Below are 23,534 nucleotides of genomic sequence, written 5' to 3' on the forward strand. Positions count from 1 at the left end.
GGCCAGCGCAGCTGGCCGGTCACTCTTCTGCTTTTATCCCGGCCCGGAACCCTGATCCTTTTCCTGTGGTAGCCGCCCCTCGCGCATCCTGCATGAGTTCCGCTTATGGCCGTGCTTCCGGTTCCAGCCTTTACGTGGCAACCCGAGTGATCCCGGCTGGCTATTTTCCGCGTCGTCGTCAGCGACGGGGCAGGGGAGTTTGAAGCGCCTGTAAATCCGCTTTCCTCACTGCTGGCTCGCATTGATCTCGTATGCCGGTGCAGCGCCATCGGAGCTTGTGTGCGCAGATTATCGCCTGTCGCTTACGGCTTACGGTGTCGGAATCCGGCTAGCATGATGGATCTCTTGCCGACCGATTGCGAGCACGTTCCGATGCCGGTTGAGCCGTATGGCTTGCTGAAATCCGGTGTGATGGATTTACAGATGAAGGATGATCTGAGCGAACCGGCCTAATGGCCGGCCAGGCTCTATTCCGCTACGCTCCACCAAGCCCAGGCCGCGCCGGGTCTTGGCCCATACGGGTGACGATCCTTTTCGCGCCGTGCGCACCCGCTTCCACACCAAACCTGCCACCGCTCTGATGGCTTCTTCCCGCATCGCTGAGAGCAAGAAATGAGACAGATAGGATGACTGGTCTTGGCGAAGATCAGTCGGCTCCTTTCCCCAAACTCCCGGCCGCCCGTGGCTGACCCGCTCCGGGCGGTTTTTTTGCCATCGGGGCGAGCGTCCCCGTGTCCCGCTTTCACGGTCTTTTCCGACCCCTTTTCCTCCATCCAAACATCGCGCAAGCCCGGCCATGCCGGGCTATTTTTTTGCGATATGACCGAGCGCTTTCGCCACTACGTTTCTCGCGCGCAGCGAGGGGCTTTCTGGTGCCGGTTCCGGCCCACTTTTCCTGTCACGGGTTTTCGGTTTGTCGAACGCGACAACGCAGCCACTTCCGGCTCCCTATCACCTTCCCGTCACGTCCGGTCATTTCGAGCTGGCGCATTCACATCCCGTAAGCGGGGTGTGATCCTCTCCCGTCCAGGCGGAGAGGTTGGTCGCTATGCGTACCGATCCAGTCTTCGCAACTGGCAGTATCGCGGCAACGGCTCAGACGATGTGGCCCTGTTCCCCTTTGCGACTGTTAGCCGGTACGGGCGGCTGCGCCGCCCGCGCATCAGCGCATTGGTTTTTTATCACACAGTATGCACACCGTGCCGTCTTGCTGCGCAAGACGAAATACACCTATTAAACCAATTGGTTAGAAGGTGGGGGCCATCTGGACCAAGGCGACAACGCCTTAAGGTTCGAATTGGACGTAATTCTGTATCGCCGTAATATCAATAACTTAGGATGGGCCGCGTGCGGCCCACATATGGGCCGGCCCCGGCCACCCCCAGGGCCGGTTGCGGCCATCCCCATATCAGCGGCGGTGTGTTGCCGCTAGACGAGTTGCGTCCCGGCAATCCCTATGCTTGAATGAAACCGTCTCAAGTCCCGCTGTCCTTACATAACCAGTAAGGGTGGCAATATGACTAATCTCCCCGACCTTGATAGCGCGCCCAGAGTGCGCTTCCGTATCGATCCGGATCTTCTTCAGCAGCTTGATTATGGGGTTCTGTCAGGGCTAGCCGCTTCCCGGCCAGAGCTGATCCGAACCGCTATTCGAGAGCATCTAAACGGCGCGTCCGAACGCCGGGAAATGCTCAAAACCTTGCGCTGGCTGAGCTTCGCACTTATCGCCGCTCAAGTCGAAAACTGGCCCGATTCTCACAAGAAAGATGTGGTCCAGGCGGCCGTGAGAATGGGCGCCGATAACGTCCTCACGCCGCTCGAATTGTGTACCGCGATCAGCGCCCTCAATCCTGAAAAATGGATCGACGGGGAGGGCGCATAATGAGCCGTCACGACACCTCACTTGGCAGCAATGCCGCTCATTCCTCGTTCCTGCGAGGCGGTCAGGTCTTCATCCATACGGCGCGCATGTCGCTCCAGATTCTGCGCCTCATGGCAGTGCTCTGCGTGATCACCACCATGGGCACCGCCTTCTACCTGATCACCCAGCGCGCAGATCCGGTCGACCAGCAAAACTGGATCACCGTAAACATGGCGCGCGTGAATACCGCCCTCGGTTCCAATCGCGAATATGCCGTCGCGCGCCATGACAGAACCCATGTGCGTATGCCCGCAGACCGCATCCTGGCGGACCCCTATACGCGTCAGTCCGCCGACCGATTTGTCGCCTTCTCAAAGGGCTATATCTACAACGCCCTGGGAATTGGAGGTGCGCTCTTCCTCATCATGGCCGCCATCTTTATCGCGCACGGCCGGCGCCTCGGTTCAGATCGCACCATCCGCGGCGCGCTGCTCATTACCGCCAAGGAGCTCACCCGGCGCATCAAGGCCTTCAATCGCCAGCAAGCCAAGCTCTACAAAGTCCGCAAATACAAGCCCTACGAGATTGCCGGAGTGCCTTATCCCTACCGGGCTGAGACCACCCATACGCTTCTGGCGGGCACTACCGGCTCGGGCAAAAGCCAGGTCATGCTTCGCCTGATGGAACAGATCCGCGAACGCGGAGACCGCGCCATCGTCTACGACAAAATGCGCACCTATGTGCCGCCATTCTACGATCCCGAACGCGGTGACCAGATCCTCAATCCACTCGATCAACGCTGCGCCGGCTGGTCGCCCTTCGCAGACGCCCGCTCCCATGCAGACTTCCGCCAGATGGCCGTTGCCCTGATCCAGTCCAGAGGCAATGATTCAGATCCTGTCTGGGCCGAATGGGCGCGCCTCTTTTTCACCGAAACCGCTTACAAGCTCCATCGCATGAACAAGCGCTCGGTGAGCGATCTCATGTACCTCCTGCTGCGTGCGCCCTTACGCGATGTGGCAGATTTTCTGGCCGATACCAATGCCGCCGCCACCATGGGCGCCGATACCCCCAAACAGTCCCAAGGCATCCGCGCAACGCTGCTCGCGAGCATGGCATCCATGCAGGCTCTGGCCGACAGCGAAGGCGATAAACCGGTCTTCTCCATCCGCAAATGGGTCGATGAAGACTCTCCCTCCTGCCTCTTCCTGACCTCACGTTCCGACCAGCACGAAACGATCCGGCCGCTCATAACCACATGGATGGAAGTCGCCCTGTCCGCCATCATGGCGCAAACCCGAGATCCTGATCGGACTATCTGGATCCTGCTTGATGAACTGCCGAGCCTCAACCAGCTGCCCTCACTCCAGGGTGGCCTAGCAGAAGGCCGTCAGTTCGGAGCCGCATTCGTGCTGGGCATTCAGCAGCTCTCGCAGCTGAAAAGCATCTACAAGGATGACATCGCCCATACGATCATGGGCCTTGCCCGCACCAAGATAATCCTGAACCTCCCGGACCCCGACACTGCCGAATACGCAGCCAGAACCATCGGCAAAACCGAAGTGCAACGCGCCCAACGCGGCGTTTCCTTTGGTGCGTCCAACGTGCGTGACGGGGCCTCCTATACCTTGCAGGACAAGCTCGACTTTCTGGTCCTGCCCGACCAGCTCATGCGCCTGCCCAACCTCTCTGGCTATATCGTCCCGGCCACAGACCTGCCCTCCGCTACGCTCTCGATCAAATACAGGGCGGCAAAAGAAAAACATCCCGGCTTCCTCGAACGCCACGACGACACTAGCGAAATCGACTGGTCCACGGTGTTCATCAAGCGCCGCGCCAATGCCACGCCCGGGGCTGGGGAGGATTCCAACAGTACGGAGCCAAAATCTGCCGACGCATCCGCTTCAGGCTCAAGTTCGGCGGTCGCCTCGGCTCTGCTATCAGAAGGTTCCCATCCGCCCGGTTCCACCGCTCAATCCAGCGACCATCAGGCTGGTTCAGACGAATCCGAGGGCCGCGAAGCACGTCAGGAATCTGCCCCGGCCGCGCAGCACGACGCGCAATATGCGAGCGCTTCAGCGGTCCTCGGGCAGGATATGGAAGGAGCAGAACTCAACTCCCATTCCGAGTCCGATGCCCTGATCTATCAGCAGACGGCCGACCCGCTCGCCATGGTCATCCAGTCCGATGAGCCGGAGCGCTGATCCATGCTGTCCGGTTCCAAAGACGGAGGCGGCCTGTCTGCCGAATACTACAGCGCCGACAACTATTATGCGGCCGATGAGGGCACAGGCGAAAGCTCGCAATGGTCGGGCAAAGGCGCCGATCGCCTCGGCCTGACCGGCAAAGTCGATAACGCCGCTTTCAATGGTCTGCGACAAGGCCAGCTTCCCGATGGAACACCCCTCGATCCGTCCAGCAAGCAGAACTCTGTGGAACACTCCCCGCAAGCTGAAAAAGACGGCCCGGCCGGAAAGGAGCGCACCCCTGGCTGGGACATGACGTTCTCAGTACCCAAGTCGGTCTCCCTCATGGCGCTCGTCGGTAAGGATGAGCGCCTGATAAAAGCCGCTGAAAAGGCCGCCGCTACAGCCATGGCCTATATGGAGTCCAACGCCACAACCCGCGTGCGCGAGGGCAGGGTGGTGCGTGAATTGAAGACCGCCAATCTGGTGACATCACGCTTCACCCAGCACACATCTCGCAAAGGCGATCCCCAGCTCCACCTTCACAACTACATCCACAATCTCACCTGGAACCAGAACAAAGGCCAATGGCAGGCCGTTCATTCCCCGTCCCTGTTCGCGTCCAAAGAAGCGACCGACCGCATCTTCATGGCCAGTCTGCGCGAGGAAGCCCGTAAAGCCGGTTATGACGTCACGCCCGTAGATCCACATGGAAACTGGGAAATCAAAGGCGTGCCCACGAAGGTCATGGAAGATTTTTCCAAGAGGCGCGCCGATATCGAACAGGCCGCGAAAGCCACGAACGCCCCCCTGAACCGCGCGACCATGGAACGCCTTGCTCTGATCACCCGCCCCACGAAGGATCAGAGCAAAATGCCCGGCAATAATACCGAGCGCTGGCGCGCCGAAGCCGGAGAGCGCAATACCCGCACCCTCGACGCGCTGGCCGGGCAGGCCCGGTTAAAAGCCACCACCATCAACCCGCTGCTCAATTCCAGACCCCTGCAGAACGCCGGCAAGGCCGTCCGCTCCTTTATCAATCTGCTCGATCCGCGCCCGGCCTGGCAGAAACCCGCCCAGGGCATTGACGGCAAAACAGCCCTCCAGCGAGCCATATCCCATACGACCGAAAACTCGGCCGTCATGCACAATAGCGATCTAATCACACGCGCTATCACCTTCTCCCATGGTGACACCTCACCCACCGAGATCCTGCAGGCTTATAGCGACGCCCTGAAATCCGGCGAGCTGGTCGAAGCGGAGAAATACAAGCCCGGCCACGTCACGACGTCTGACATCCTCAAGGCCGAACGCGACCTCATCAGTACCGTCAAGGACGCCTCGCCCAGCTGGACAGCGCTGGCGGGTCACGACGTGGCCGCACACGCTGAAGACCACGCACTGAGTAAAGACCAGAAGCAGGGCTTTCGCGCGATGCTGGACGGCACACAGCGCTATGCGCTCGTCCAGGGGTTTGCCGGCACCGGCAAGAGCTACATGGTCCAGGCCGCCCATGCCACGCTCCAGAAGCTAAGCCCGGACACGAAGCTTCTCGTACTTGCGCCCCTGCACCGTCAGGTCGAAGAGCTTCGCGACAAGGCCCACGCCACATTGTCACAGGGTGGCAAGCCGCCCGCCAATTTCGAGGCGGCCACCATTGCCCGCTTCGTCACCGACATGCAGGCGCTGCAATCTGCCGGTAAAGACCTACCCGATATGTCCAACACCCATGTCGTCATCGATGAGGCCGGTCTCATGGGTAATAAAGACGCCCAGGCACTCGTCTCCATTCTCGAAAATGCCAATGCCGGCCGCGTCGTCATGATGGGCGACCCCAAGCAGAAATCCGCGCCCTCTGCAGGCGCGCCCTTTATCGCCATGCTCAAATCGGGCCTCAAATCAGCCCGGCTGGATTTTATCCAGCGCCAGAAAAGCGCCAATTACCTCCAGGCCGCACGCCTCGCCGCTACGGGAAAACCCGGACAGGCCCTCAAAGCTATCGGTTCCGCGCTGCTGGAAACTGGCAAGGACAGCATGGAGGCGCGCGCCGTGGCCGAGTGGAAGTCCTTACCCGGCGCGCTGCGCTCCAACGCCCTCATGGTCACCACGACCCGCGCCCGACGTGACGAGATCAACGGGCTCATCCATGAAGCCCGCCTGAAAGACATCTCCCTGACACCAGACGAGCGCCTGAAAGGGGAGGGAACCACCCACACCACACTCGTCTCGCTCAATCTCTCAAAAACCCAGCGCCGCCACGGTCTGGGGGTCCGCGAAAACCACGTCCTCGTCTTCAATCGCAATCTGCGCGCCATAGGCGTCACCAAAGGCGACCAGCTCAAAGTGCTCAAGGCAGATCCCCGGACCGGCCGGATGATCCTTCTCAAGGCCGATGGCACCAAGGTCCAGTATCAAGCGCCAGCCGATAAACACGCCCGGCCGCACTATGACGCCTTTCAGGAAAAATCCCTGTCCCTGCACGAAGGTGAAAAGCTCGTCTGGACGAAATCCTTTCCCAAGCATGGCGACATCAAAGCCAATACCGACACCACCATAGTGCGCATCGACCGCAGCCACATCACGCTCCGCGACGATAAGGGCATCGAGCAGACCTTCGAGCGTACCGATCCGCGCCTCGCCCACCTCAATTACGGCTATGCGCACACGTCAGTGGCCGCGCAGGGTACGACCGCCAATCCCGTCATCGCCGTCACCGGCGCAGCCGATCGATATGCCGGCGACCAGGCCCACAACTATGTCGCTCTGACCCGCGTTGGCGGCCCGGACGCCAAAAACGAACACCTCGTTTATGTCACCGACGACAAGGCAAAGCTCACCCAACGCCTCAATATGAACCGGCCAATCCCGGATTCCGCGCTCGCGCACGTCAAAGCCGAACCTGCCAAGGAGCCGCCCGCTGAAGCAAAGCAGCCAGAACCGGCCCTGCAGCCCTCTCTCGATTTCTCCCGGGGCCGTTGATCCATGGCCGTCCCGCCCGTCCTCGCGGCGTCCAGCCAGCTCATCAAGGCGGCCGATCAGGCCGCCCACAGCCGTGCAGCCATCAATCCTGACCAGCTGATACAGCTAGCAGCGCGTGAAACCCGCGCGGCAGGCATTAATGACATCCACCTGGAAGCCGCGCTCCATACCCTCATAGAGCGCGGCTATCTGCAACATTCCGCAGAAGAGGCAGGCCAGCTCGTCACCGACCGGACACAGCGCTGGACAGACAGCTTTGCGCGAGCCCTGACCCATCCTGCCCACACCAATACGCAGATCCCGGCCCACATCGTCCGGTCAGGGCAGTTCAACCGTGCAGATCCGCTCAGCCAGCCTCAACGCTACACCATTATCGACGTTACCCGTTCCGGAGGTACGGACGCCACCTTGCGCGCCCTGACAGAGCCGAGGGTGAAAAGCACCCTCATCGAGCCCGATCACACTCACCAGTCCACACATCACCCTCGCATCGAAAGCCAGACCATGACCGGCTGGCTGCGCAATGCCGTCCAGTCCATCCATCGCATCGATCGCAACGCCCTTCCCACGTCGCAAGCCGTTCTGTTCGTCCGCGCCGACGCCCTGCAAAGCGCGCACCGTGCGCTGGCACTCACCAACGCGGCCGACAAGCTCCACATTCCAAAAGTCATCATTCTGGCGGACCCTGCGCGCGACCACCCGGCAGATATACCTGCCCTTATGGCCGCCATCCGCGCCGGCGCCGTTTCAAGCCTGGCAGCGCCCACGCGATTCAACGAGCCTCGCAATAGCGAAAACCTCTCCTCTCGCCTTCTCAATGCTGGCCCCAGACTGATCGACGCGAGAGGGGAGACTGCGTTCATGGCAGCGGCACGCCTCGCTCTTACAGAGTCCCGGCAGCTCTACGCGGCGACGCCCGACCACGCCCGCCAGCTCGACCTTGCCGCCGCGCATTCAGGGCAGACCTTCAGATCCGGCGCGGCCTCCCTTACCCAGCTCTACCCCATCAAGAGTCATCTGGCCGATACCAGAACCGGCGCAGGTTTGCGCGCGGACGATGTTCTAAGGCTCGATACAGGCCGTGACGGTGACCGGCCCACCCAGTTCACATTGAAAAGCCTCGATCCGCTCACCGGCCATCTCGTTGCCCAGGACCGTGACGGAAAACTGGCCACCTTCAATCTCAACACTCTCCACGATCAGGGTGTGCGCATTCAGGCTTTCTCAGCGGAAAAGCTCCCCATCAAACCGGGTGATCCGGCCCGCTACCATCAATCCGACTCACAGATCCCAGCGCTCATCAAATCTGTCTCGTCGGAAGGCATCGCTATTAGCGCGGCCAATGGCCGGGAGCAGATACTTTCGAGCGCGCAGGCCCATCAGGCCCTGACCCTCGACCACACCACCTCGCGCATCGATCCTGGTAAGCCCAGCGTATCGGCCGCACTCAGCCATGACAGAGATCCGGCCGGACATTTCAGCCCTGGCGCCGCTGCCATGGCCGGAGCTAGATCCGGTCCATTCGCGGAAATGAAGGTGGCCACCGATAATGCCACCGCCATCACCCGCCAGTCTGCCAGCCTTCCCAAGGGCGCAGAAAAGGCCATGGAAGAGACGATGAACCATTCCCTGCAAGCCTCTCGCGACATGAACACTCCCTCGCGAGAACTCGATATGGGACGGGAGAAATAGCTATGACCGGTTTTCCAGAACCCATCACCATCATCGCGCTTGCCGCGCTGTTCCTGCTGGCACTGGCTGGTGTCTGGCTCGTACTTCCGCCCGCATGGCGCTTCCCACGGCCATCCAGACCCGCTCCCGACCCGCAAAAGCCCTCACCTCTGCCCGACCGGGAGATTGAGCCGGCTCACATATGGACAGAGAACGCCGCCCCGCTCGTCGCGCAGCTCATGGAATTACGCCCCGACCTCGCCTATCTCTGGGGGCCTCGCCTGGCCGATTTCCTTGGCGTCGAAGCACGCTATCGCGGCACCGGCAAAGCCATAGCGACAGATCTGCGCCTGCGTCAGACGCGTGTAGGCCTCGTGCTTATGGAGATCCCCACCATATCGCCCCTCGGAGTGCTCCTGATCGCCGGGCAGAATAACGAGGTTGCCATCTCACTCTTCGATCATCTCAAGCTGCCCTATGCCGAGGTTCACGCGCGGGACCCGAATGCCGTTGCCAAGGCTTTATCACTCTTCGGTCTCGAAGCGCCCATCACGCCTGCCACCTCACGAACTGCCCAGCCCACCAAACCGATATCTTCACAGGCTATGCCCGCAAGTGCCGACAGCCATGTTTCAGAGACCAGAAAACCTGCACGGCCGAAATCGACACGAAAGAGCAAGCAAGGGGACTCTTCCCAGCCCGAGGCGGCTTCTCAAAAGCCAGCTTCAAAACCGAAAGCAGAAAAGTCTGAGAGTCCCGCTCCCGAAACCATTCCCCTGCCACTGCACACGCGAGGGGAGGAACCTGAAGACATGTTCGCTGCGCGGTCCGACGAGCCGGTGCCGCCAGATCCAACGTCCAAGCGCCCCTCATTACCAGCAGCCGCCAATCGACCCGACATCGTTTAATCTTGCCATTTGGCGACCTTTGGGCTAGTTTGCGCCAAAGGGAGATTTCGATGCTTGAAGAACTACGGCGCACCGAGGCGGCACCAGATCGCCGGCGCATCACGGAAGACGAAGCTGGCGCACTCGCACGCGCGGCCGTCAATCTGTTCAGAAAATGGGAGCTGAACGACGCTGAGGCCCGCGAAATTCTCGGCGGCATGTCGCCTCGTACTTATTCCCGCTGGAAGCAGGGGGACACAGGCCGTATCGACCGCGATCTGGCTACGCGGCTCTCATTGCTCATGGGTATCCACAAGGGCTTGCGATACCTCTTTACCGACCCCGCACGAGGCTATGCCTGGGTGAGAAAGCCCAATCAGGTCTTCGGAGGGCGCGCACCTGTCGAGATCATGGCGCAAGGCGATATCTTCTCACTCGCGCGCGTACGCGAGTATCTGGATGCCGAGCGCAGCGGCTGGTGATGGTGACGCTCGCCGAAGTGCCGGTGCATTGGCAGCACTCATACCGCATCATCCGCTCGATCTACCCTCCGATTGACCTCTTCGAAGATATTGCCGACCCGGCAGACTGGGAGGCGCTAGCTTCAGCAGAATCCAAGACCAATCCTCGCATCTGGGAGCATATCGGCCGGCTGCAGCTGGTTCCGCCCAACCGCAGGGTAGGGGGGAACGGAGCCAGCTACCTCATGGCACCCTTCGTCCATGTCAGCACGGACCGGCCGGGACGCTTTACGGACGGCACCTATGGTGTCTACAGCGCGGCCAGCAGCGAGGAAGCGGCTATCCGGGAAGTCGCTCACCATCACGCTTTGACTATGGCCAGCAGCGCGGAAGAGCCCGGCTGGACATCACAGTTTCGCGCCCTGACAACCCCCCTCAATGTCGATTTGCATGACGCCCGCCCGCATCCCCAATTCCATGATCCGGACGATTATCTGCCGTCACAGGCACTCGCGCAGACTCTTCGCGCCAACGGCTCCAACGGAATCCTCTACAACAGCGTAAGGTGCCCTAGCAGCGAGTGTGCAGCCATCTTCTGGCCTGATCTGATGACCGTTCCCGTACAAGCCGATCATTACGATTATCACTGGGACGGCACGCGCGTCGACAAGGTGCGCAATTGCAGAACCAAGCAGATTTTCGCCCTATGAGCCATTCCAGGCCGGGATGATTGCTCGAAGTCCCTTACGGCCACTAGGATGGCCTCCTTGGTTGAATCATATAGGCGGTTTTTGACGATGAATTATTGGGGCGAGGTGACCCAGCCCCGTGATCCGGGCCGTGAGTTAGTAGAGTCTGTTCGCCTTTCTTTCTGGGTTGATGTGGTTGGTCAAGGCCCGGTGAGCGGCGCTTGCGCGTAGCTCAAGCGAACCGGGCCGGGGGTGACGTGTTCGCTCGGCGTAGACACAAGGTGCGAGCCCGCCGAGTGCGGTGTGCGGTCTCTCGGTGTTGTAGTCGATCCTCCATGCCTCGATCAGGTCGCGCGCTTCGCCGAGCGAGGAGAACAGGTGTTCGTTCAGGCACTCGTCCCTGAACCGGCCATTGAAGCTTTCCACGAACGCGTTCTGGGTGGGCTTTCCGGGTGCGATGTAATGCCACTCCACACCGCTGTCCTTCTGCCATCGCAGGATCGCGTGACTGGTCAGTTCGGTGCCATTGTCGCTGACGATCATGCGCGGCTTTCCTCGCCGCTCGATCAGACGATCAAGCTCACGGGCCACGCGCACGCCTGACAGCGAGGTATCGACCACGACGGCTAAGGCCTCTCGCGTGAAGTCGTCGACCACGCATAGCGTCCGGAAGCGCCGCCCGTCGATTAGAGCGTCGGAGACGAAGTCGAGGCTCCAGCGATGGTTCGCCGCCGCAGGCAACAGTATCGGGCGACGGGTTCCAACCGACCGCTTGCGGCCACGCCGCCGACGGACCGCCAGCCCTTCTTCCCGGTAGAGCCGGTAGACCTTCTTGTGGTTCGCATAAAGACCCTCCCGTTCCAGCAGGATGCCAAGCCGACGATAGCCGAACCGGCGGCGCTCGCCTGCCAGATCGCGCAAGCGAGCTCGCAAGGCGTCATCACCACCAGAACGCTTCTGATACTGGAACGTGGAGCGATCAAGTTCTGCAAGGGCACACGCCCGACGCTCGCTCAGCCCGTGCCTGGTCACCATGTGGTGCACGGCCTGGCGCTTGACGTCGGGCGTCAGAAGTTTTTTGAGGCGAGGTCCTTCAGGGCCGCATTGTCCAGCATCGCATCGGCCAGAAGCCGCTTCAGCCGGTTGTTCTCCAGCTCCAGCGACTTTAGGCGCTGGGCATCGGATACTGTCATGCCGCCGAACTTCGCCTTGTATTTGTAAAACGTCGCGTCGGAGATGCCGTACTTGCGGCAGACCTCCTTCGTGCTCACACCAGCATCGTGCTCCCTGAGCATGCCGATGATCTGCTCCTCCGAATAACGGCTCTTGCGCATGGTCCATCCTCTTTTCGATGGACTCTACCATTCAATGGCCGGAATTCACGGGGCTGGGTCAGTATCAACAATGGCAAACTGCGATCTCAATACTCTCTCAGCATACCCTCTAAGAACGGCATCATCGATCTGGACCATTACCATGCTGTTATCGGATTTAAGGACTTCCGCATGCTTCAATACTTTGCGCAGCTGCTTGCTAAGTTCGACGTCCTCGCCGGCTTCTCGAAATGATAGCTCATCGCGCAGGCTGCGGATTTTTCTTTTGGTCGTCCGCAATTTTCGAGCGACATCGAAATCAGTGAGATGGTTGAAATCTTCCGCGTGTTTGTGAAGTAGTTTCAGCACGAGGAGATCAATTTCGCGCTTTGTTAGCACGCCAAAACCAACTGCTATATACTGCTCAACAAATGCTTTTGCGAAATTGCCTGCTTCACTCTCTGTCTCGAACATGTGTCACCGCCTTCCCCCTTGAAACTTAGAGTTTCTAGGGAACACACCGATACTGCAGTTGGCAAGGCAAACTGCCCAACGCGATCCCAGCTTTCATCCGGTCGTTACGCAGGTCCCCGGTTGATCTGCTCTGCCCCCGAAATACTGGATCGTCTAAAACTGGGGTCTTCCGCTGGTGCTCTACCCCCGAAAAACTGGATCGTCTGAGACTGAGGTCTTCCGCTAGCGACCCAGTCCTCAGCCGCGCGCCTATCGAAGACGGTTACGGATATCCGCCTCAGAATCATGCCAGTTCGCGTCACGGGTATACGACTCAGACATATGGTCCAGGACTTGGGTCGCGGTAAAGGGATGAGTGTAACGGATGGCATTGGCCCAGCCCTTATATCGCGCCGCCAACTCCCGCTCTGGTTGGCCACCCTCCCCACGCCAGGTCACACCACGGCGATTATATTTGCCGGTTGTGAAGCCACTACACATGGCCTCGGACTGTACGAGCTCGATAACGTCTCTTACCGCTTCGCAGGGCCATACACCGTCCTCGCCGTCCGGTGACGCAGAGAGCAGCTGCCCAATGGAATGGTCGGTCATTTCCAAACGACTGATCTCTTCGCCGATCTTTCTCGCCGTTTCGACCCACTTGATGAGCTTCTGGGAGCTAAGATTACCTTCGTCATCATGGCAAGGGAGTTGCTTGAGCCTATCGATCAGCTTATAGCCTCGCTCAGCGAAGAATTGCTCCCGGCCAGGCTCGATGCGCCAGGGCTCTTCGTCTTCTCCCCCGTCATCGCGGCGAAAAGCCCAAGCTACCGCCTGGACAAAGAATTCCGGATGGGCCTCAATATATTTTTCCAGATTCGGAATTCCGCGACCTCGTGATCCGTCCCTGTCAGAGAGTATCTCTAAGTAAGCAAATTCGAGCTGCGCCTTCTGATCAACCGTGTAATCGCGCGACTCCTGAATTATCTCGAACACGCTCGCGATGTCGTACTGTGAGAGCTGGTACTCGCCAGGGCGATCATTACCCCCTTCGCGCGCCATAGCCGAAAGAAGCTCAAACAAGACCTTAACGTTCAGCTCATCGCGTTGAAATCTTGAGTAAGAGAAAGCAGCGCGGGGGCGGCCCGCATCCATTAAATGCTTAACGCCATCTTGCAATTCAGCGCCGTTTGTGCGCCCGCTCGGTATGACACTTAACCAGTACTTGTCGCGTTCGGCAGGAGCCCATTCATCCAAGAATTGCCAAGTTGCCCGATCAAATGGGGCCTGCTTCAGCAGCGCAACTCGATGCCGCTCTCCCGCCTTCTTCAAGACTCTTTTGATCAGCGATGTACGCTTTGTTACATCTTCCATCGAATGTAGCACTGCACTAACCAAGTTTCGTTTGGCCGTCGGCAGCTCACCGTGCTCATCAGAGATCAGCTTTATGAGAAAGTCAGCCAGTTCGTCTCCTTGGAGGATCCGTTTTGAGACCAGCCAGCCAATTTCCCATGCTGCGTCACCCATGCAGGCGAATTCTATGATGCCCTCGGTCCCGCGTTCCTGCAGGATTTCGTTCAGAGCATTTGTGCGCAGTCTTGAGATGCGCTCATCGCGCTCGCGAATGTCCAGTTTCTCATCGTAAATTTCCTCGGCGGACTCATCGACCCAAGATGTCCGGAACAACCACCCATGTTTCGCGAACAGATCTTCTGGTTCCAAAGCCTCGTACGCTTTCTGCGCCGCCCTCCGTATTTTTTCGTGATCAGTCCGCTTGTTCTTCCGTGCCGCTCTCCATGACATCACGCTCACACGTATGCGTTCCCGCAACCATGCCTTTTCCTCTTCCCCTGCACCTGCTTCAGCCCAAGCGTGGATGTTCTCCCATACACGCTCTTGGTCTTCGCTCATCAAACCATCAATACGCTCAACGAGGTCAGAAAGCGTATCGCCGTCATGCGAGGGCCAAGACAGTGCCAAATCGACCATCGCCCGAACAAACTTCTGAACTGGCTCCCACGACTTCTCCGGCTCACCGTGTCCAAATCCATCCGGGCGCCAAGTGGGCTTATGCGAATAGCTACCTGTCTGTGAATAGTTCTCGAACTGGGCAACGCTAATCTGCCAAGCGATCGTTGGATGCCTAGTGGCTAAGGCTCTTATCATCTCTATTCGCTGCTCCACCGTCGCAGATGTCTGCGGCATCCACGACCGGAATATTGATTGAAGTGAATTTATGGGCTTGTTCGCCCAGTTGTCGTTGATCTCGACTTCAGCCAAGCGAGCGAGAATGAACACGGCTCTAGGGAACGTCTCCACGCTCCAAGCAAGTCCTTCAAGCGCCCAAAGCAACCCTGTCCGTGCACAGCCGCCTCCGAAAATTCCGGCATCTGCAGGCCGCATCAATCCGAGGGCGGCTGAAGCCTGGGACCGCAGATCTCTTTCCAAGATGTCGAGAAATTCGTCCGGCGCTGCTTCTGCATAGATGGGCAGGTCACGCTCGTTCGCTTCAAGGCTTCTTGGGTCTAGGGTCTTGCCGTCGCTCGTGAGCAGTTCCCGCACGACGAGCACGGCCTGCAGCCCAGAATCGATACCCAGCCGCCCCCCGAAGAGCTTCTCACCATGTACTGAGAGCAGCACGAGACTTTCTGCTACACCGCTCCTAAGGGCCCCCGAAAAATCTCTAGATTTTCCGCGCATTGATGCCAGCCAGCGGTCTTCCTCGGGAAGGTCGAGCGCCGGGTCATCTTCACCCAGGATCAACCGCGCCATGTCGAAGAACCGCTCGAGGTCCTTTGCCGTGATCCAATTTCTTACTGCAAAGATGGCGTCAATCTTGGAGACCAGCCCGCGGTAGCTCCCGACCATCCAAATAGGTGCGTCGTCCTGAGCGCTTAGAGCATGACAATCGCGCTCGAGGCGCTCATATGAACCCTCATCCGCGATGAAGCACATCGCCTCACAATCCCATGAGGTCTTGGAGTCCCATGCGCCGACGAGCGCCAAAGGGACAAGCGCCTTTGCCAACGCCGCATCTTCAGACCAGCGGGGCTTTCGTACAGCCTCTACCATCGAAAGCCGCCGTCTGAGGACAGTAAGCGACCGGCCGCTTTCAGCCTCTAACATTTGAATCTCGTCGCGTGCCTTTCCCATTTCTGATAGCGCGCGCTCGAACGGGATGCTCCCGAGAGGCTCCAGTACGACGTCCGGATCCTTTGACGCCGCATTACGCGAGTAGACCATGATCGTATGGATCGATGTGACATGAGGTGCGAGTTCGAGTTGAACGTCGTGATCACTTGCGACGGCTATTATCTCAGCTATGGACGAAGCTATCTTCTTGAAGGCGCCCGGCTTGTCGAGAACGATGATCTGGTCTCTGTAGCGACCAAGAGCCTCATGGTGGGGAGAGATAAGTGCCGACAAGAACGCAAACGCTTCATCAACGGAGTCGGCTACCAAAACAAATGGGCGCTTCGGCGGCTCTTTGAGGTACTTGAAGATCGCCCTTTCGCCCGCGTCGATCGCTGTATCGAATAGCCTCGGCGTTAACGGCGGATCTGATACCTCAGCCCAATCTGCCCAGACTCTATCCAGTGCCCGAACATCTGACTTCGCGCGATCTGTCTCGTTCGCGAACCAAACTTGACCAGGTATTGATTGCTCCAGCCATTGTTCGAGGTCGCTTCGGTCATAAGCGCGAACTTCCTTCCAAAGCTTCTTCAATCTCTGATCTTCTGCCCACTTGTCTTTGCCAGTCCATTTGCGTGGGGTGACAAAAATAAAGGTGGTCTCGGCACGCTCAGCAGCCGTAGAGGCGGTCAAGCTCTTTGAAAAGTCACGGTCGGCCTTACCCTTAACTTCGAGATCTACGCCAAACTCCCAACCGGTCTTGCCCTCCGGAACCCAAGGTGTCCCTTGTGAAGCTTGCGTCCAGCCGTCCCATCCAGGTCTTTCTCCGTCTTCGTTTCCCGGAAAGTCGCTCTCCGTGAGGTCAATACCGGTCGAGTTAACAAGCGTCCGAATGAAGACCGCTAATCTGGTACGCGCGGAGTGATTATTGGTCGCCCAGTCTTCGATCTCAGTAGCCTTGATCGCCAAGAACGGAGGAACGTAGCGGCGCGCCGTCGTAGGCGCGCCTTTCTGCTGGGCCTCATACGCATCAAATGCGGCTTGTTGTTCGAGAAGCTCCCTCGTGGGGACCCCAAATGCGCGCTCAATCCGTGATGCCATCTCTGGAGTGACGTCGGCATTGCCATTCAAGAAATTTGAGAGCGCCGGTCGGCCAACGCCGACGAGTTTGGCCGCCTCTGTGACCGAGAGACCTTTTGGCTCAAGGGCTCTCCGCCGAACAAATTCGCCAGGGTGGAGTGGGGCATATTTGGGTGAGTTGGCCATAACGTCATCTCCATGTTGCTGACATCATAGCGTAGGAGCATGTGTTGCGCAACACGCTACACTTTACTCTTTTTGTTCCGATTGCAGGCTGTGTTCGACAAACCAAGGGGCGGTCTCCCAAGGCGCGTCGATCGGCCAATTCGCCATCTTCGCCGAACAGCAAATATTGACGTTTGGGCGAATATTCGCTATTTTTAGCATATTCACTGAGCAGCGAAAGCGGCAGAAATGGCAGGTTTTGAGGGCTACAGATTTGAAAGGGAAACGACCGAACGGCTTTTGGAGGCTCTTCGGAAGCTGCCGGACGCGCAGGTAAGCGTTCCTGTTATGCAGCCGGCGCCCTTGGGCGACCGGCAGATAGACGCCGAAATCGAAGTCAGCACAGGGGGCAAGACATACGTCCTGCTCATCGAAATCAAAAGGTCGGTATATCCACGGGATGCCCAGCAGGTGCTTTGGCAGCTTGATCGCTATATGGCGGCGGGTAACACCGAGCGCAAGAAACAACTGGTTCCGCTGCTCGCTGCTGAATCGATCTCGCCCGGCGCCAAAGACCTCCTCAAGAGCGAGAATTGCGGATTCTTTGACACGGGCGGAAGCCTCTTCATCCCTGCGCGCGGCGCTTATGTCTATATCGAAAAGCCACCTCCGAAGACCCTTCAGAAAACGGTACGCGGCCTGTTCAGGGGGAAGCGCTCGCAGGTTCTTCACGCGCTGCTGATGCGACACAACGACTGGTTCGGCGTGAAGGAGCTATCGGCGCTGGCCGAAGTGTCGCCCGCGACGGTTTCCGAGACGCTCACGGCGCTTGAGCGCTTTGAGTGGCTGACCGTGAAAGGGCAAGGCCCTTCCAAGGAACGCAGGCTCACCGATCCCGGCGTACTGCTGGACGAGTGGCAGAAACAGACGCTCGCGGCGCGGCGCCAAAGCTACCGTAGGTTCTACGTGCCCTCGCACGATCCGGAGGCGATAGCCCGCCGGCTTGCCGATGCCTGCGAACACCTCGATCTTGAGTACGTCCTGACCGAGCAAAGCGCGGCACAGGCCTATGCACCGTACCTTACCTCTGTATCGCGCGTGACCTGCCGTTTGCTCTCCGGCCGCCGGGCCAACGACCTTTATGCGGACCTGGAAGCAAGGCCGGTGAATGAAGGCGCGAATCTCGATGTCATAGAGACCCGTTCGCGCGGAGAGTTTCTGTTCCGGGAACGGGTCGGAAATCTTTGGCTCGCAAGCCCCGTGCAGGTCTATCTCGACCTGCTGCGCAGCGGCGGGCGCGGACAGGAAATGGCCGAACACCTGCGGCAGGAAAGGATTGGCTTCTGATGAACAAACCCGCTCAGGCCAGCGGCTATAAACAAGAGGTCACGGAGAACTGCGAACGGGTTCTCGTGACGCTGCTGCGCGGCCTCGGCCCGTGGAAAAATTCGGTTTACCTCGTGGGCGGTCTCACACCGCGCTATCTCATCAAGGCAAGGCCGCCGGAGGTTCCTGCCCACGCGGGAACGGGCGATGTCGACATCGTCGTTGAGCTGCAAATGCTGGCCGACACCGAGGCCTATCACTCGCTTGAGGAGAACTTCAAAAAGCTCGGTTTCGAGCGTGGCGAGAATTTGAAAGGCGAAAAGGTCTCCTGGCGCTGGCAAGCCAAAACCGAAAGCGGGGCGACGATTATTCTGGAACTGCTGGCCGATGATCCGGAGCTGGGTGGCGGCAAGGTTCAGCCACTGCCGACCGAAGGAAACATCTCGGCGCTCAACATTCCCCATTCCTCCATGGTCTTCGATCATCACGAGACCAAGGAGATCAGCGCGGAGCTGCTGGGGGACAACGGCAACGCGACAGAAACCATACGGCACGCAGACATCGTCAGCTTCGTTTGTCTGAAGGCCCTCGCGCTCGACCAGCGGCATGAGCGCAAGGACGCGCACGATCTGGTTTACTGCCTCGAACATTATGAGGGTGGGCCGGAAGCCGCCGCGAAGGCCTTTGCGGCTGCGGTGGACGGCAAGCACGGCGAAGCCGTGGACACGGCGCTCAACATCCTCGGCAAACGCTTCGCCGATGACGGCAACTCCGAGGGTTATCTGAAGGACGGCCCTGTCGCGGTCGCAAAGTTCGAGCGGGGCGATGATGCTGATGCGAGGGAAGCGCGGATGCTGCGCCAGCGCGACGCTAGCCATATTGTGATGCGACTCCTGCAGGAGATCGACAGTTATCCTAGCGAATGACTAACGGCCAAAAGATCGGACTTGGTGTACTTTCGCTGAATGAAAACCGAGAGCACGTATACCTTTAGCGCATGGCCGACGATCTACCAAAACCATCTGAAAGCGAGCGCCACGATGATCGCAATTGCGACCGCACCATAGAACAAGGCTCCAGGCAGCCATGGGGGCATTTCCTTGCCGGTCGGTGGCGGCTGCTGGTGATTGCCCTCACCCCAATAATTCATGTGTGGCCTCCTGATAGGGAACGGTTAGGACTGCCATTTTGGGGGATCCAAGCGTGGATCGAGTGCAAAGGATTCGTGCTGTACGTCTTTGAACCAGGCTTGGTCATCGTCTGCAATTGACCCAGCCCCGTGAATTCCGGCCATTGAATGGTAGAGTCCATCGAAAAGAGGATGGACCATGCGCAAGAGCCGTTATTCGGAGGAGCAGATCATCGGCATGCTCAGGGAGCACGATGCTGGTGTGAGCACGAAGGAGGTCTGCCGCAAGTACGGCATCTCCGACGCGACGTTTTACAAATACAAGGCGAAGTTCGGCGGCATGACAGTATCCGATGCCCAGCGCCTAAAGTCGCTGGAGCTGGAGAACAACCGGCTGAAGCGGCTTCTGGCCGATGCGATGCTGGACAATGCGGCCCTGAAGGACCTCGCCTCAAAAAACTTCTGACGCCCGACGTCAAGCGCCAGGCCGTGCACCACATGGTGACCAGGCACGGGCTGAGCGAGCGTCGGGCGTGTGCCCTTGCAGAACTTGATCGCTCCACGTTCCAGTATCAGAAGCGTTCTGGTGGTGATGACGCCTTGCGAGCTCGCTTGCGCGATCTGGCAGGCGAGCGCCGCCGGTTCGGCTATCGTCGGCTTGGCATCCTGCTGGAACGGGAGGGTCTTTATGCGAACCACAAGAAGGTCTACCGGCTCTACCGGGAAGAAGGGCTGGCGGTCCGTCGGCGGCGTGGCCGCAAGCGGTCGGTTGGAACCCGTCGCCCGATACTGTTGCCTGCGGCGGCGAACCATCGCTGGAGCCTCGACTTCGTCTCCGACGCTCTAATCGACGGGCGGCGCTTCCGGACGCTATGCGTGGTCGACGACTTCACGCGAGAGGCCTTAGCCGTCGTGGTCGATACCTCGCTGTCAGGCGTGCGCGTGGCCCGTGAGCTTGATCGTCTGATCGAGCGGCGAGGAAAGCCGCGCATGATCGTCAGCGACAATGGCACCGAACTGACCAGTCACGCGATCCTGCGATGGCAGAAGGACAGCGGTGTGGAGTGGCATTACATCGCACCCGGAAAGCCCACCCAGAACGCGTTCGTGGAAAGCTTCAATGGCCGGTTCAGGGACGAGTGCCTGAACGAACACCTGTTCTCCTCGCTCGGCGAAGCGCGCGACCTGATCGAGGCATGGAGGATCGACTACAACACCGAGAGACCGCACACCGCACTCGGCGGGCTCGCACCTTGTGTCTACGCCGAGCGAACACGTCACCCCCGGCCCGGTTCGCTTGAGCTACGCGCAAGCGCCGCTCACCGGGCCTTGACCAACCACATCAACCCAGAAAGAAAGGCGAACAGACTCTACTAACTCACGGCCCGGATCACGGGGCTGGGTCACAATAAATATCAGGTTCCATGCCTGGCGAGACACGGTGCTCGGAATGATAATTGCGCCATGCTGTTGAAGGAGGTTGTCCCCAAATTGCTGTTGTCCACCACTGACTGCCGTAGGCATCAGCCAGTTTGAGTTTGGAATCTGGGGATGACGGATAACGTTGATCACATGCGATCTGGCAACGGTAGCGCGTGTCAGGACGTGAGGAACGCAATTGAGTGCATTTAAGCCTTTATGCGCAGCGACTTCAAAGACGGCCGTGGAGGGGTCGAGAGAGCAGTAGACCGCCCTGACGCCCGGTGAATTCCAGCGCCCGCCATAGCGATAGCTCCCTTCACCTGAATTCCACGTGGCACTGTATTGTTGATGGTCAAGGCGCCAGAAATGGATGGCCCCCTGTCCGAGGGAGCCGGGTAGGTCCATCATGTGTAGACGCCGTATTCCAGTCGGCGCAGATGTGCTTCCAGCAGCTGGGAGCCAGCCGGCGTCCTGATGAGGTCGATCGGTCGTTCATTGTCCAGTGCCATTGACGGCCGCTTGAGCCATTGAAGAGCATCCTCTCTTGACCCGAGAACGTCAGTTGCGGTGGCCAGTATACGAGCGAAGCTCCAAAGGTTGCCGCTTTGATCAGGCGAAAGGCGCTTGGAGTGGCTCTTCAAACGTTGAAAGGCTCGTTTATTAAGGCCGGTTACGAATTCCACATCTTCGCGGCTGGGAACGTGTGTCAGCATGGCAATGAAGGAAGCGAGCGGAAGGCCTTCCGCTATTGCACGGTGCGCCTCCACTGGATTGCTGGCGTCAAAGACATCTTCACCACCCAGATATTCGACTGTTAGGTCGAACTCGGTTTTACGGGTAATCTCGTCGGCCAAAGCCATGGGGGCCACCTGATATATTGGAAAGCGTCACTAGGCTTAAAATGTGGCTTCTTTCGCGTTTGATCAAGGTCGTGTCAGGCGACAGCCGCTCACGTCTTTCAATTTCGACGTATCGAGCGGCCTGGTCGCAGTTGATAGTAGAGGTCGCTCAGACTTGAAGGTCTGCTTCATAGACCGAGCTGACCCAGCCAGGAAGGCGCGGCAGCGCGAACACCAATTTTCCATTCTCGAATGTCAGACAATGGGTTGGCGGTTGGTTGAGCTTCGAATTGTCGAAAACCATGCCGCGATCCGCTTTGAGGACAGCAGCGCGGATGAAAGGCGCACCGCGGGTATAGCGGGCTCGGATTTTGTCTTCCGGTACGTTATGTCCGCCCTCTTCTACCCGTGCGCCGACACGCGCAACGGACAGATCCGGGGTATCGACGCCGACATGCATCACGATGACCGTGAATCCGCTGGCGCGTGCTTCGTCGAGGAGTTCGAGTTTGGAGGAATGCGAAAAGACGGTCTCGGTCACGAAATCTCGCCTCTTGGCAAGATAGTCTGCTCGTCGTGAAGCCGCGATCTCGGCGGCTTTGTAAGAGGCCTCTGGCGATGAATCGTGCAGCTCGTCCCGCTGAATGATGTCAGCGTTGATGAACGGCCCTGCGAAACTCGGCTTAACGCGGGTCTCGTAGAGTGTGGACTTGCCGGCGCCGTTGGGCCCGGCAAGGACGATCATCGTTGGCTTCATGCCTTGGAAGCGGCCTTCTCACGCACGAGGTTGCCGGCCGCATCGAGGCCGATACCGATGCCAAGCTGCCGTCGCCGGGCAAAGAACGCGTTCTCATCAGCCTGGGCTTGGCTCATTTTCTCGACGAAGCTGTCGAGCCAGACATCCTTTTCCTCGTCGGTGAGGTCGGTCGTCTCGATTTCACCGGCGAGCGCAGCCGTGATCCGGGCATGATCGTAATTGCCGGATTTTTCGATGGCTCGGCCGATGCGCACCCAATGGGCTATCTGGCCGGCGATCGAGCGGCTCTGCAATTCGGATTCGCGGCGCACGATATTCATGATTCTGTCGGCAAGCTTGATAGATTGGGCCATGGGTAACCTCCATGTCATAAGGTGGCATGATGCCACCAATGTTTCAAGGAGTCTGCTTTGCGGCGGGCGGGTCCGCGTAAATCCCTGAAACACGCTCCTCTGCATGCTTTATGGCGCGCGAAAGGCTCATTCTCTGTTCGCGCAAGGTGGATAGCTGGTAGAGGAGGCGACGGCCCCTCAGCTTTTTGGTGAACCAGCCATGCTGTTCCATTCGGGCGATGCGGATATTCAGGTCGGCGGCCAGGCTTCTGAGATTGAGGAGATCGGCCTCAGCAAGATGCAACTTCCGGCGCCGGGCGTTCTTCGCAGATTCCGCGCGCTGGCGCGCTGCTCGTTCTTGTTCAAGCTCTAGGCGGCGGCGTCTTGCGTGCTCTTTCGCATTCTGAACCTGAGTCTCATGTTCAGCGTCATGTTCAGCGTGTTTTGCGGCTTTGGCTTGTCGCCGTTCGAACTCGGCGTCCAGTGCTTCCGGATCGTGAATGTCCACGTTGCGGCAGACCCACATCATTCGGCGAAAGGCTTTGCCCTCGATCTGGTAGATGCGGCCTTTTGAAAGGCCGATGGACTCGCTGATTTCGGCAACGGTATGGACGTGATGGTCAGAGAGACCGTAACGCATACGCACGATCGTCGCCTCGCGCGGAGACAACAGAGAGATGAGTTTCTCGACCAGAACAGGATCTGAGATGCTGACCCAGCCCCGTGAATCCCCGCAATTGAATGGTAGAGTCCATGGAAAATTGAACTTGACCCCGTTTTTGGGCCACCGGGATGTAGAAAATCCCCGTGTCTGAACTTGACCCCGTTTTTGGGCCACCGGGATGTAGAAAA

At 58.9% G+C, this 23,534-nt stretch carries 18 protein-coding genes; 10 read left to right on the plus strand and 8 right to left on the minus strand.

Annotation, left to right across the window (positions count from 1 at the left end; all coding sequences use genetic code 11):
• Window positions 1-1,516: 1,516 nt before the first annotated feature.
• From AB6B38_RS14605 to AB6B38_RS14635, 7 genes are read left to right on the plus strand one after another with little or no spacing between them, the layout of a single operon-like run.
• Window positions 1,517-1,882 carry a ribbon-helix-helix domain-containing protein gene (locus tag AB6B38_RS14605; protein ID WP_371395154.1) on the plus strand — a complete coding sequence of 122 codons (366 nt, stop codon included), beginning with the start codon at window positions 1,517-1,519 and terminating at the stop codon, window positions 1,880-1,882.
• A complete protein-coding gene (locus AB6B38_RS14610) occupies window positions 1,882-4,065 on the plus strand; it encodes a type IV secretion system DNA-binding domain-containing protein (protein WP_371395155.1) in 2,184 nt (727 codons plus the stop codon). The genes AB6B38_RS14605 and AB6B38_RS14610 overlap by 1 nt, the downstream gene beginning before the upstream one ends.
• Window positions 4,066-4,068: 3 nt before the next feature.
• Window positions 4,069-7,026, plus strand: coding sequence for a MobF family relaxase (gene mobF / locus AB6B38_RS14615; RefSeq protein ID WP_371395156.1), 2,958 nt, complete (start codon window positions 4,069-4,071; stop codon window positions 7,024-7,026).
• Window positions 7,027-7,029: 3 nt separating this feature from the next.
• Window positions 7,030-8,718, plus strand: a complete 1,689-nt coding sequence (locus tag AB6B38_RS14620; RefSeq protein WP_371395157.1) for a hypothetical protein — start codon at window positions 7,030-7,032, stop codon at window positions 8,716-8,718.
• 2 nt (window positions 8,719-8,720) lie between these two features.
• Complete coding sequence (locus tag AB6B38_RS14625; RefSeq protein ID WP_371395158.1) at window positions 8,721-9,605, plus strand: hypothetical protein; 885 nt, start codon at window positions 8,721-8,723, stop codon at window positions 9,603-9,605.
• A 50-nt stretch (window positions 9,606-9,655) separates the two neighbouring features.
• Window positions 9,656-10,066: an antitoxin Xre-like helix-turn-helix domain-containing protein gene (locus AB6B38_RS14630; protein WP_371395159.1), complete on the plus strand. Its 411-nt coding sequence runs from the start codon at window positions 9,656-9,658 to the stop codon at window positions 10,064-10,066.
• Window positions 10,066-10,755, plus strand: coding sequence for an RES family NAD+ phosphorylase (locus tag AB6B38_RS14635; RefSeq protein ID WP_371395160.1), 690 nt, complete (start codon window positions 10,066-10,068; stop codon window positions 10,753-10,755). Before AB6B38_RS14630 ends, AB6B38_RS14635 begins: the two co-directional genes overlap by 1 nt.
• A gap of 135 nt (window positions 10,756-10,890) precedes the next feature.
• On the opposite strand, the gene AB6B38_RS14640 is transcribed toward AB6B38_RS14635, so the two are convergent.
• The 3 genes from AB6B38_RS14640 to AB6B38_RS14650 form a co-directional block, all read right to left on the minus strand.
• Window positions 10,891-12,068, minus strand: a protein-coding gene (locus tag AB6B38_RS14640; protein WP_371392216.1) for an IS3 family transposase whose coding sequence is annotated in 2 segments (ribosomal slippage) — window positions 10,891-11,816 and window positions 11,816-12,068 — 1,179 coding nt in all. Because the reading frame shifts where the segments join, the coding sequence is not laid out codon by codon here.
• Between the two features lie 45 nt (window positions 12,069-12,113).
• Entirely contained in the window at window positions 12,114-12,521 is a 408-nt protein-coding gene (locus AB6B38_RS14645) for a hypothetical protein (RefSeq protein ID WP_371395161.1), read from the minus strand.
• Window positions 12,522-12,770: 249 nt separating this feature from the next.
• A complete protein-coding gene (locus AB6B38_RS14650; RefSeq protein ID WP_371395162.1) occupies window positions 12,771-16,898 on the minus strand; it encodes a HigA family addiction module antitoxin in 4,128 nt (1,375 codons plus the stop codon).
• A gap of 228 nt (window positions 16,899-17,126) precedes the next feature.
• Between AB6B38_RS14650 and AB6B38_RS14655 the strand changes: the two genes are divergently transcribed.
• The 3 genes from AB6B38_RS14655 to AB6B38_RS14665 all read left to right on the plus strand — a co-directional run bounded on the left by AB6B38_RS14655 (window position 17,127) and on the right by AB6B38_RS14665 (window position 20,709).
• Complete coding sequence (locus AB6B38_RS14655; RefSeq protein WP_371395163.1) at window positions 17,127-18,224, plus strand: type IV toxin-antitoxin system AbiEi family antitoxin; 1,098 nt, start codon at window positions 17,127-17,129, stop codon at window positions 18,222-18,224.
• Complete coding sequence (locus AB6B38_RS14660; protein WP_371395164.1) at window positions 18,224-19,129, plus strand: antitoxin; 906 nt, start codon at window positions 18,224-18,226, stop codon at window positions 19,127-19,129. The genes AB6B38_RS14655 and AB6B38_RS14660 overlap by 1 nt, the downstream gene beginning before the upstream one ends.
• Window positions 19,130-19,531: 402 nt before the next feature.
• Window positions 19,532-20,709, plus strand: a protein-coding gene (locus AB6B38_RS14665) for an IS3 family transposase (RefSeq protein WP_371392216.1) whose coding sequence is annotated in 2 segments (ribosomal slippage) — window positions 19,532-19,784 and window positions 19,784-20,709 — 1,179 coding nt in all. Because the reading frame shifts where the segments join, the coding sequence is not laid out codon by codon here.
• Here the strand turns inward: AB6B38_RS14665 and AB6B38_RS14670 are convergent.
• From AB6B38_RS14670 to AB6B38_RS14690, 5 genes are all read right to left on the minus strand, one after another.
• Window positions 20,635-21,162 (minus strand): RES family NAD+ phosphorylase, encoded by a 528-nt coding sequence (locus tag AB6B38_RS14670; RefSeq protein WP_371395165.1) that lies wholly within the window; start codon window positions 21,160-21,162, stop codon window positions 20,635-20,637. The genes AB6B38_RS14665 and AB6B38_RS14670 overlap by 75 nt on opposite strands.
• Complete coding sequence (locus AB6B38_RS14675; protein WP_371395166.1) at window positions 21,159-21,614, minus strand: antitoxin Xre/MbcA/ParS toxin-binding domain-containing protein; 456 nt, start codon at window positions 21,612-21,614, stop codon at window positions 21,159-21,161. Before AB6B38_RS14675 ends, AB6B38_RS14670 begins: the two co-directional genes overlap by 4 nt.
• Window positions 21,615-21,762: 148 nt before the next feature.
• Window positions 21,763-22,338, minus strand: coding sequence for a zeta toxin family protein (locus tag AB6B38_RS14680; RefSeq protein ID WP_371395167.1), 576 nt, complete (start codon window positions 22,336-22,338; stop codon window positions 21,763-21,765).
• Between the two features lie 8 nt (window positions 22,339-22,346).
• The gene (locus AB6B38_RS14685) at window positions 22,347-22,703 is read right to left on the minus strand and encodes a hypothetical protein (RefSeq protein WP_371395168.1); all 357 of its coding nucleotides are present in this window, start codon (window positions 22,701-22,703) and stop codon (window positions 22,347-22,349) included.
• A gap of 43 nt (window positions 22,704-22,746) precedes the next feature.
• The gene (locus AB6B38_RS14690; protein ID WP_371395169.1) at window positions 22,747-23,520 is read right to left on the minus strand and encodes a sigma factor-like helix-turn-helix DNA-binding protein; all 774 of its coding nucleotides are present in this window, start codon (window positions 23,518-23,520) and stop codon (window positions 22,747-22,749) included.
• Window positions 23,521-23,534: the final 14 nt, after the last annotated feature.

Origin of the sequence: Glycocaulis abyssi, from assembly GCF_041429775.1 — a bacterium.
In the GTDB taxonomy this organism is placed as follows: domain Bacteria; phylum Pseudomonadota; class Alphaproteobacteria; order Caulobacterales; family Maricaulaceae; genus Glycocaulis; species Glycocaulis abyssi.